This window comes from Bacteroides caecigallinarum (genome assembly GCF_016901995.1).
GTDB classification, from domain to species: Bacteria; Bacteroidota; Bacteroidia; order Bacteroidales; family Bacteroidaceae; genus Phocaeicola; species Phocaeicola cellulolyticus.
Genome location: NZ_JACJLE010000033.1, coordinates 34,427 through 45,885 on the forward strand (window position 1 = coordinate 34,427; position 11,459 = coordinate 45,885).

Genomic DNA, 11,459 nt, shown 5'->3' on the forward strand with positions numbered 1-11,459 from the left:
ACTTCATCTGTTATATTCTGTTATCTACCACTTCCACCATACTTCGCGTCTGGTCAATACGACTGACCTTGATCTGCACAGGTATCCTTTCCTTTAGTCCTTCCACATGGCTGATTATACCCACACGCTTTCCGTTGATACCCTGCAGTTTTTCCAGCATATTCATAACCGTATTCAGTACATCACCACTCAGCGTTCCGAACCCCTCGTCGATAAACAATGTATCCACGGAAAGATTTCTCCTGTTGAGCGAGGAAAGAGCCAAAGCCAAAGAAAGAGAAACCAGAAATCCCTCTCCTCCTGAAAGAATGTCAACCGGTCCCTGAGCATCATTCTGATACATATCCATCATCCTGATAGTCAATGTACCCGGCTCACAGTCCAACCTGTAGCGTTTGTTCAACTTAACCAGATACCCATTCGCACGATGCAGCAAGTCATTAAGTATAAAGCTCTGAGCAATCCTTCTGAAAATCTTTCCGTCGCCACCGCCAAAAAGCTTGTTCAGAGATTCCCATTCCACAAAAATACGCCTTTTGGCCTCTTCTTTTTCCTTTTCCACACTAAATCTGGCAATGTTCTGCTCATTCGATTTGAGTTGCTGCTCTATACGGCCAATATCAGACATGACCGTATCAATGGCACTACGTACGTCTGCAAGCATTGATTTCATCATTTCTATGGCTACACCATCGCGTACATCTTCAGGACAAGACGCAAGATGCAAATCAAGCTCCCTCTGTTTAGCCGCAAGAACACTTTCCGCATTCTTGCTTCCGGTGATTTCGGCATCATGCTGTTTTCTTATCTCTGATATATTCTTTATTGAAGAGATATATTCTATCCTTCCGAGGTCGAAATCCTGATTCAGTGAAAGGAAAGCATCCAGTTCGCCGGTTGCCTTGGCCATTCTCTCACGTTCATTGGCAAGCGATGTAGTAAGAGCATGCACCTTGGCAGAAAAGTCAATACACTTGTCTGTAAGCCTGTCAACCAATATAGCGTCCGTAACATTATCACAATTCCAGTCCTTCCATACTTCGGATATCTCTGTAAGGATTTTTTCCACATTCTCCAATGCCGGCAAAGCCTGGGAAAGCAGCTTTTCAGTTGCCGCTACGTCTTTCACCCATCCATCATACTCAGCAGCGGAATTGCGTATGGAAGACAGCAAGCCTGACGGATCACTATCCCACATATTCCTCCATCCTTCTATCACAATCATTCCGCCGGCATCTTGAAGGGCCTTGGCTATCATCTCATTGTCAATCTTTATCAACGAGCTGATACGCTCAATTTCATTCACTACCGTCTGCCTGTCCTCTTTTGCCTTATCTCTCGACTTGACAGCATTCTCAAATTCCTTCCTTATATCCTTCAGTTCATTATTCAGCAAAGTAAGATGGTTGTTGCTGTCATTTATTTTCTTCTGCATCTCTATCAAAGCACTCATCCTTGCCGAATTATTTGCAGATACAATATGTAAAGTCTCATCCAGATTCGTCACATCAAGCTCATCACCTTCTCCGCACTTGACAGACAATTCCGCACACATGTTCCTTACCAGAGCCCCGGCATTCCTTATTGCGTCTTCAGCCTCCTTCTTCTCATTCAGTTTAGCCTGAATATCCTTCTTCAGGCGCTCCACAATAATCTGTATGGCATTACATTCAGCCAAAGTTTCTCTGAGTTCTTTCTCAGCCAATGCAACCATCTCCTCAAGCGGTTTCAATCTCTCTTCGCACTCCTCATCTGTAGTCAACCTGTCTATCACCTGTCCGCATACCGGACATACATCACCCACTGCCAATTTACTTCTTAGACTCACAGTCCAGTCACGCAAAGAAAGCTCCACTCCGTCATAAGCCTTTCTGGCCTCCACCAGCTTTTTATTCTTTTCTTCAAGCCTCACATCCAGTTTTACCTGTTCAGCCTCACGAAGTTTACATTCCTCCTGAAGAGCTGACGTTTCTTTCTCCAGCCTTGCAAGAGTCTTACTGCAATCTTTCAGTACGCCAATCTGCGTATTAAGCCTATTCAGACTATCCTTCTCTGCCGACAGCCTACGTACCTCCTCATTGACTGTATCCGGTTTCATATCGGCTACAACCTGTGTGGCGGCACTTATCTCTTTTTCCTTTAATTCTACAAAGTTTCCCAGCTTACTTACGCTATCCTCTTTGTCCGAGCAGGCTTTTTCCATTACAGGCATACTGTCATTTCGTTTCTTCAGAGCCTCTGTGTTTCCCCTAACCCTGACAGATGTCTCCAAAACAGAATTAAGCAAAGTCTCTATTTTCTGCACGTTCGAAAACATAGGTACATTTACCGCAGCTCCGGCTATACGGACATTCAATGCTTCAAGCAGGTTGTTCTTTTGCTGTATCCATGCCCTCAAACCGTTTCTTCCCTTATGAAGCTCTACGAACAGTGTCTTCAACCTACCCGCTTCAAGTTCAAGCTCTCTTACCTTTTGTTCTGCCTCTCTCTTCGTCTGCAGGCAGCTACCGGCATTACCCATTCTGTCATAATCAGAGATAAGTCTGGCTTCCTCTTTAAAGCTGTCAGAATTTATTACCTCCATACATAACTTGAATTTCCGTTCTGCCACCACCTTTTCTTCCTGCAGCTTTTTATAGACCTCCATCCATTTCACACAAGAATCCAGACGCGACGCCTCCCCATCAAGCTGTTTCTTTCTAAGCAAAGCTTCCGATTTCTGTCCGTTCAGCGAGTCAATCTCCTCCTGTTTAAGCAATACTATCCCTTCTGTCAAACTCCTTTGAGCATTATAATCAGCTTCCTTTTCCTTTTTTATCTCCTCTATTTTCTTTCCTATTTCCGAATATATCTCCGTTCCTGTAAGTTTTTCCAGAATTTCAGATTTCTCATCATCCTTACTTTTTAAGAACTGAGTGAACTGTCCCTGAGCCAGCATCGTAGTACGGCAGAACTGATCAAAATCCAGCCCTACAGCTTCCTCCGTAACCTTTCTCACGGCATCGGCATTCTTCACAGTAGTGTCACCCCACGACAAAGTCTGTTCCGGCGATGTAAGCTTATTGTTCCTGTTACGCTTCACCTGCCACACAGCCTCATACATTACCCCGTCAGAGCCGAGAAAAGTAAGTACAGCCGAGGCCTGACGTGCCCCATGCCTCAAAAGATTTGAAGTGTTTCTAGCGGTGATATTGTCTGTTCCGAAATTCGATTTCACCCCCGACGCCATATTCAGCCTTGGAGTAGTGTTATACAAAGCCAGGCAGATTGAATCCAGAATGGTAGTCTTGCCAGCCCCCGTATCCCCGGTAATCAGAAAAACGGAAGCATCAGCCAACGCTCCACTATCGAAATCAATCTCAGCCATCTCTACAGACGCTATGTTCTCAATTTTCAGTTTAGCCAGTTTCATAAATTGTAAAGACTTTTATACATTTCTCCCGTTATATCTCTTCACGGCCTCATCAATCATATCAGCCATTTCAGAAGGCATATCAGTACCGAACTTCGATTTGTAAAATCTCTGTGCCACATCTATCGGAGTAAGCTCCTGAAACTCATCATAAGTCATAACCGTACCACTATCCGCGGCCAGCATCTCCGGTCTGGTTATCTTACAATAACAATATGCGGCACGTTTGCCATCCAGAGCCTTAGCTATCTTCTCCATATAATCGGCAGGCATAGGCTTATCAAGGAGTATATTCAGTCTTACATAACACTCCTCGTCATCACCGATGTCAGAAAGCCCGTCAACAGCCACGTCGAAAGCGGACGGGACAGCAGGAACAGTCAGCATAGGACGAATATTCTTAATCCTTATCTCCCTTATTTCAGGTTCCCGTCCTCTCTCCACCGTAACCACTGAAACGGAGTGAGGATAAGTCTCATCAAAATTCACAGGAACAGGAGAACCGGAATATCTTGCCACTCCGGCGGCTCCTCTCAATGTCTGAGGATAATGTATGTGTCCCAGCGCGATATAGTCATATCCCAGACCAAGCTCCTCATGAGCCACCTCATTGATTCCCCCTATCACGTCAGTATCATGCCCCTCAAGATTACTGTTTGCCACCGTCATATGCGCCATCAACACCACCGGCACCCCGGCAGTATTCACCATCTTAACCCTGTCCTGCAAAGCGCGGAAGAATACACACCTGCGTTCCTCTTTGGGAGCCTCCTCATCCATAAGCGGATAACTCTGGTCGAATATATGCGGCACAGCCACAACATACCCCTTCAACACACCATCGGCATCCTCTATACCTATGATATGCCTGTCCAGATCGACCGTCCCGTCTTTCCTCTCCAGCTGTCCCACTACCCTTACTCCTGCCATCAGCCACAGTTCGCGCCCAAGCTCCAGCATCGCCTTGCTGTCATGGTTGCCAGCCGTCACCACAATAGCCATATCCGGACATGCCTTATGCATCTCCAGCAAAGCCTTGTAATACATTTTCTGCACCGAGGTAGAAGGATTGGTACGGTCGTAGATATCACCGCTTACAATAAGGGCATCCGGTTTTTCCTCATCCACTATATCCCTGAGCTGAGACAGGAAAGCGGCATGTTCAGCCGTCCTGTCATGCTCATATAAGGTATGTCCCAAATGCCAGTCGCTCGTGTGTATAATCTTCATAAAACTTATTCCATTATTTCAATCACATAACCGCCATCGAAAGTTCCGTTTTCAGGCAGATGTTGTATCCAGTCCTTTTCCTTATATTCACCATCAAAATTCATCCTGTCACAACGTCCGTACCAAGGTTCGATACACACAAACGGAGCACTCTTTCCTGGAGGCGACCACAGTCCTACAACCGGAGCATCGAACAACAGGCGCAACACAGCCTTTCGCGAATTGTCATACAAGGCAACTTCTCCCACCTGTCCGTTCTCCAGAATCAGAGCATCACCATCGAAAGTAGAAGTATTCATAGGCAACAGTCCGTCCTTCAGTTCCAGCGGATAGTGCACATCAGTATTGGCACATCCCTTCTCTCCTATGAGGATATATTCCAGTCCCTCTTTCTTATCGAAACCGAAGTAGCCACGTTCTTTTGTATATGCGTCAAACCCCGGGAAATAAAAAGCAGGATGAGCTCCTATCTGAAAATACATATCCCCCGTTCCGGTATTCTTAACCTTCCACATCACATGAATCTTCTTCTGCTCTATCCTATAACCAATCTCCAGACAAAAATTGTAAGGATATTTCTTATGAGTCTCTTCATTGTCAGTCAGTCTGTACCACACCTCATTGTCGGTAATGCTCACAAGCTGAAACTCCATATCGCGAGCAAATCCGTGCTGCCCCAACGAATAAGTCTCTCCCTCGCATCTGTAAGTATTGTCCCACACTCTTCCCACAATAGGGAAAAGAACCGGTGAGTGTCTGTTCCAGAATGCAGGATCAGCCTGCCACAGATACTCCTTACCGTTACACTGTATGCTGCACAGTTCGGCACCGGCTGCCGACACCTGAATGCTCAGTACATCATTTGATAATTTCTCCATATATTTTTTTGATTTTATAAGTTTATGAGTCGCAAATTTTTAATTATTAATCTTTAATCATCAATCGTCTCCCTTCTTCTTCCAGCAGTTCAACCATCTGCCTGTATCCCTGATTATAAATCTTCAAAGCATTTTTAAGATTGAAAATATTATATTCATCTATGGAATCCACCTCAAGCAACAAGTCGCACAGTTCCGAATCCTCCACCGCATTCTGCTTGAACAAAAACAGATAAGACCTCAGAGCCACACGCAGGATATTATCCTCATACTCCTCCGGATGCTTGGGACATACATTCACCCCAATCACCTTACGGCACAAATCACGAATAGGCGTAACAGGGAAATTCTTGAACAATCCACCGTCCACATACCTCACACCATCAATTATCATCGGTTTGAACACAATGGGAATGGTACACGAAGCCATAACTCTAGGCACAAGCTCACCCTCGGTAAAGACCTTAGTCTCACCTTTGTCAAAATCTGACGCCACGGCACAGAAAGGAATATTCAGTTCCTCAAACCGTTTCACCGGCAAGTTCTTCTCCATAAATTCTATGAATCCGTCATATTTCAGCAAAGCCTCCTTCGGTATCATAAAACTCACGAAATCACGGAAGTCATGCCCCAAAAACAATTTCAGAATCTCCTTAGGCTTGAAACCGGCTGCATAAAAGGCACCTACCACAGCTCCGGCACTTGTACCGGCTATAATATCAGGTTTAATACCCTTTTCATCCAGAGCCTGCAAGGCACCAAGATGTGCAAAACCTTTTGCTCCGCCACCGCTAAGTGCCAGGCCTATATTGTATGGTAAATGCTTTACCATGTCCTTATTATCCTGCTTCGTAATTTGATTTTCCATGTTGTTTAGGGATTATTAGACTTTACAAAGGTAAAAAAAATGACATAAATTGAAGCATAACATTCATAGCTTCCCTCTCATGATTGTCAGGTTGAAATATGAAGCTACATGCCTTTTAGGAATAATCAAAGCAAGTACAACATCATTTGCCAACTGTATAAGTGGATTTTCCCATTTTTATTCTTTTGAAGTTATTTTTCTGAGATCTGCTTGTACACAGTCTATCTCCAGATATCCGTCTGTATGTATGAACTTATCAAGAATATCAGTCTTAAATGCCACCCTTGTTCCTTTACAAAGCATTGTTCCGATATGCAGTACAAGTTTATACAACTGATGACCTTGAATATGAAGGTAGGCATTGTCTTCATCAAGATGTTCATTTGCCATATTCTCTGGTTGTTGAAGATTCTGAAGAGCATCTTCAAATAACTGCTTCACTCGTTCAATATAAGCGCTACCGTTGTCCGTTAATTCATTTATTGTAGGTTGTAATGGCAAACATGAATTGAATCGAGTAATGTTCCATTGTTGATTTAACTCTGAACTTTTGCTATAATGCACAAGATAGAGAAGAGGTTTATATACAACAGCAGAAAGTTTTCTCAAGAAGACCTGAAAATCGAAGTCTGAATTTGGGACTAATTTCACAAAACGTTCTTGAAGATGTTCCGCCTCACAAAAATGATTCTCCCATGAATAGGCATATGTCTGAGCAATGAGGGCGTCAGCAGTCAATCCGTCTTCTCCTTTCAATTGTCGCAAATCACTATCTATACAAATGAAGAAACGGTTGGAGAGATAAGGCTTATAACGTAAACATTGCTCACAGCCGCGCGCATCATTACCCTTTTCATTCTTCGAAAACGTAATGAAATGATAGGTTGCGGGGAAGGCTTTCTGAAGTTGAATATTCCAGAAAAACACATCTTCGGCATCCTCTAAATGTACAACGGCCTTTATACTCCTATTGCGTAAATGAATATTACGATAATAACGTGCTTGTTCTTCTATTCTATTCATATCCTTCACTCAATTGGAGTTGTTACATCCTCCATATAAATAATCCTATCACCCCATCCGTCACCAAAGATACTTGGTGAATGTGTTGCAATAAAGTATTGTGCATTAGGATTGAGTTTCACAAGTATATTAATCAACTCATATTGCCAACTGATATCAAGCGAGTTTTCTGGTTCATCAAGCAGAACAAATGCTTCTTGACCGTCCATAAGGAATACACGAAGTAAAATCAAAAGCATTTGTTTTTCACCAGAAGACAAAGAGTCAATGGGAATAATCTGTTCTTTAGAAACCACAGTAAATTTGTTCCCTTCAATTTCAATATGCTTTCCTGTATCTTTGAACAAAGAATTTATGATAGAACAGAAACCTTCAATACGTGCTTTCATCTCAGTTTGCTTTTCCAGTGTAGCATCAATCATGGACATGCGATAATACATCATTGACGGGCCAGTTTTCATATCGAACATGTAAAATTCAAGATCCTGTGTCAATGCATTTGCCACTTTACGCTTATCGCGCATGGCTATATTATCTATAGACGGTACAAATACTATTTGTTTTTTATCACCGAGATTTTTAAGAGCTAATTTGTATATTTCGTTTAGCAACGTAGTCTTACCACTACCGTTTATACCAACGATAATATTCACATCCGCATTGGCAGTGAAGCTAACGTTATACTTACTCCAAAGGTTAGTTGTGATATCTTTAATTTTTGAGTACGACATAAAGCCTATTCTTTAATCTGTTCGTTATTTCCGGTATAGTGCCTATTATATGCAAAATTAATCATTTCCCATCACAATAAAGACACGATATCTATATTTTTTGCAATACTCATCGTTTTAATAACGTTTTCATCACTTTTATTCTTTCTAAATTACTTCCAAATCATTATTTTTGTGCTAACAAGAACAGCATAGGCTTAGTTGGTATATCTTGTATAGGCGTTGTGGATTGCTTTCAAATCATTATCTTTGTGCTAACAAGAACAGCGCCATTTGTTCTTTATTGTCTTGCAAACCAGTTGTGAATTGCTTTCAAATCATTATCTTTGTGCTAACAAGAACAGCATAAGAATGTTTCATAATAGTAATTAACGGGTTGTGAATTGCTTTCAAATCATTATCTTTGTGCTAACAAGAACAGCCCAGAGCAGTAGGGCGCATGTACGAAGTATGTTGTGAATTGCTTTCAAATCATTATCTTTGTGCTAACAAGAACAGCAGCTGACTTCACTGACTTACCAATAGCTAGTTGTGAATTGCTTTCAAATCATTATCTTTGTGCTAACAAGAACAGCTCCTCTGTCTGGATGCTATCTTTCAATTTCGTTGTGAATTGCTTTCAAATCATTATCTTTGTGCTAACAAGAACAGCATTTATTAATCTTTAAAACCACATAACTAGTTGTGAATTGCTTTCAAATCATTATCTTTGTGCTAACAAGAACAGCTTATGGATTGTGTCGTTTATTCACCGCTGGTTGTGAATTGCTTTCAAATCATTATCTTTGTGCTAACAAGAACAGCCTTGCGACTGCAAATGTTTATTAAGTATGTGTTGTGAATTGCTTTCAAATCATTATCTTTGTGCTAACAAGAACAGCTACAAGTCTAATTATCATATTTTATCTATAGTTGTGAATTGCTTTCAAATCATTATCTTTGTGCTAACAAGAACAGCAGGCGAGTAATACAGCACCTGCAAGAATATGTTGTGAATTGCTTTCAAATCATTATCTTTGTGCTAACAAGAACAGCATTAAATGAACGGTTAAAACCGAAGCAATGTTGTGAATTGCTTTCAAATCATTATCTTTGTGCTAACAAGAACAGCTTAAAATAATATGCGTATATTTGCAGTGTGTTGTGAATTGCTTTCAAATCATTATCTTTGTGCTAACAAGAACAGCTCCAATCATAATACTGTGGAGCATAACCAGTTGTGAATTGCTTTCAAATCATTATCTTTGTGCTAACAAGAACAGCGTTGTATAGTCAAGCTGTGGTAAGACATGGTTGTGAATTGCTTTCAAATCATTATCTTTGTGCTAACAAGAACAGCCATTTAGAGCTTTCATTTTATACGTTGACGTTGTGAATTGCTTTCAAATCATTATCTTTGTGCTAACAAGAACAGCATATTGTTGCAATATATGCATTATTTGTGAGTTGTGAATTGCTTTCAAATCATTATCTTTGTGCTAACAAGAACAGCGACAATGGTAGTTGTGCTGGATGCGTGCTGTTGTGAATTGCTTTCAAATCATTATCTTTGTGCTAACAAGAACAGCCGAGCCTGCCTCTGAATTATCCTCGCCGAGTTGTGAATTGCTTTCAAATCATTATCTTTGTGCTAACAAGAACAGCTTGGGGCAAAAAAAGAGGTCATTTTTCCCCGTTGTGAATTGCTTTCAAATCATTATCTTTGTGCTAACAAGAACAGCATCGTGAACGAAACAACTATTGATGGTTCGTTGTGAATTGCTTTCAAATCATTATCTTTGTGCTAACAAGAACAGCGACCACCAAGATAACGAGATTGACCAGATAGTTGTGAATTGCTTTCAAATCATTATCTTTGTGCTAACAAGAACAGCCTCATTCGCTCTCTAAAATACCATGCTTTTGTTGTGAATTGCTTTCAAATCATTATCTTTGTGCTAACAAGAACAGCTTTTTTTAAAAAGACTACGTAAACATTATGGTTGTGAATTGCTTTCAAATCATTATCTTTGTGCTAACAAGAACAGCCAACCTTAGCTGTAAACTTAATTGCACGGCGTTGTGAATTGCTTTCAAATCATTATCTTTGTGCTAACAAGAACAGCTCGGCAAGGTCATAGGTACTTGTGTGGCTGGTTGTGAATTGCTTTCAAATCATTATCTTTGTGCTAACAAGAACAGCAGAAAGGTTAACCAAATTGCTACCATCGTTGTTGTGAATTGCTTTCAAATCATTATCTTTGTGCTAACAAGAACAGCTCATATGCTTAGAAGTTTTGAAGAAACTTGGTTGTGAATTGCTTTCAAATCATTATCTTTGTGCTAACAAGAACAGCGAAAACCAGAAAGAGAGAAATTACCACTTGTTGTGAATTGCTTTCAAATCATTATCTTTGTGCTAACAAGAACAGCTTACGGGGCAAACGTGCCGAAAGTCTGTTTGTTGTGAATTGCTTTCAAATCATTATCTTTGTGCTAACAAGAACAGCATAAGAATAATATTTATCTTCTGATATTAGTTGTGAATTGCTTTCAAATCATTATCTTTGTGCTAACAAGAACAGCCAAGAAGCTTACATGTGTTGTTAGTACGTTGTTGTGAATTGCTTTCAAATCATTATCTTTGTGCTAACAAGAACAGCAATGAACTACAATACGGAAGATGAGAAATAGTTGTGAATTGCTTTCAAATCATTATCTTTGTGCTAACAAGAACAGCCCATAAGATTTAATTTTTTGGGTAATACAGTTGTGAATTGCTTTCAAATCATTATCTTTGTGCTAACAAGAACAGCCGCTTTCGAATGTAAATTTGGCATTTGGAGGTTGTGAATTGCTTTCAAATCATTATCTTTGTGCTAACAAGAACAGCAATATCTAACTCCTAATTCTTTTACTGCTGTTGTGAATTGCTTTCAAATCATTATCTTTGTGCTAACAAGAACAGCGCTGTAATGGAGCATTATAACAATTTATTTGTTGTGAATTGCTTTCAAATCATTATCTTTGTGCTAACAAGAACAGCAAAATATAAAAGAAAAATTAAATACATTTGTTGTGAATTGCTTTCAAATCATTATCTTTGTGCTAACAAGAACAGCATGGCAAACATTATGCAACAGTTACAGCTTGTTGTGAATTGCTTTCAAATCATTATCTTTGTGCTAACAAGAACAGCAACCGCCACTCTCCTTAACACACAACTTAAGTTGTGAATTGCTTTCAAATCATTATCTTTGTGCTAACAAGAACAGCGACATTGGTTGAAGTATCAGGATCACGTGTGTTGTGAATTGCTTTCAAATCATTATCTTTGT

6 protein-coding genes and 1 CRISPR repeat array are annotated in these 11,459 nt (G+C 40.5%); all 6 genes read right to left on the reverse strand.

The genetic code is table 11. The features are described from left to right. Window positions 1–10 precede the first annotated feature (10 nt). Entirely contained in the window at window positions 11–3,412 is a 3,402-nt protein-coding gene (locus tag H6A61_RS09605) for an AAA family ATPase (RefSeq protein WP_204393195.1), read from the reverse strand. 15 nt (window positions 3,413–3,427) lie between these two features. Next, window positions 3,428–4,642, reverse strand: a complete 1,215-nt coding sequence (locus H6A61_RS09610; protein ID WP_204393197.1) for an exonuclease SbcCD subunit D — start codon at window positions 4,640–4,642, stop codon at window positions 3,428–3,430. A gap of 5 nt (window positions 4,643–4,647) precedes the next feature. Beyond that, on the reverse strand, window positions 4,648–5,520 hold the full coding sequence (locus H6A61_RS09615) for an aldose 1-epimerase family protein (protein ID WP_204393199.1): 873 nt from the start codon (window positions 5,518–5,520) through the stop codon (window positions 4,648–4,650). Window positions 5,521–5,566: 46 nt separating this feature from the next. Further along, window positions 5,567–6,388 carry a patatin-like phospholipase family protein gene (locus tag H6A61_RS09620; protein ID WP_204393201.1) on the reverse strand — a complete coding sequence of 274 codons (822 nt, stop codon included), beginning with the start codon at window positions 6,386–6,388 and terminating at the stop codon, window positions 5,567–5,569. 177 nt (window positions 6,389–6,565) lie between these two features. After that, window positions 6,566–7,411: a DUF4435 domain-containing protein gene (locus H6A61_RS09625; RefSeq protein WP_204393202.1), complete on the reverse strand. Its 846-nt coding sequence runs from the start codon at window positions 7,409–7,411 to the stop codon at window positions 6,566–6,568. Between the two features lie 5 nt (window positions 7,412–7,416). Beyond that, window positions 7,417–8,142, reverse strand: a complete 726-nt coding sequence (locus H6A61_RS09630) for an AAA family ATPase (RefSeq protein ID WP_204393204.1) — start codon at window positions 8,140–8,142, stop codon at window positions 7,417–7,419. 144 nt (window positions 8,143–8,286) lie between these two features. Next, window positions 8,287–11,397: a CRISPR direct-repeat array (repeat unit 47 nt; unit sequence GTTGTGAATTGCTTTCAAATCATTATCTTTGTGCTAACAAGAACAGC). Window positions 11,398–11,459 lie beyond the last annotated feature (62 nt).

What these genes read in the sequence shown, in the direction of transcription:
- H6A61_RS09605 (WP_204393195.1), bottom strand. Translation starts at nt 3,412, where the DNA reads ATGAAACTGGCTAAACTGAAAATTGAGAACATAGCGTCTGTAGAGATG.
- H6A61_RS09625 (WP_204393202.1), bottom strand. Translation starts at nt 7,411, where the DNA reads ATGAATAGAATAGAAGAACAAGCACGTTATTATCGTAATATTCATTTA.
- H6A61_RS09615 (WP_204393199.1), bottom strand. Translation starts at nt 5,520, where the DNA reads ATGGAGAAATTATCAAATGATGTACTGAGCATTCAGGTGTCGGCAGCC.
- H6A61_RS09630 (WP_204393204.1), bottom strand. Translation starts at nt 8,142, where the DNA reads ATGTCGTACTCAAAAATTAAAGATATCACAACTAACCTTTGGAGTAAG.
- H6A61_RS09610 (WP_204393197.1), bottom strand. Translation starts at nt 4,642, where the DNA reads ATGAAGATTATACACACGAGCGACTGGCATTTGGGACATACCTTATAT.
- H6A61_RS09620 (WP_204393201.1), bottom strand. Translation starts at nt 6,388, where the DNA reads ATGGAAAATCAAATTACGAAGCAGGATAATAAGGACATGGTAAAGCAT.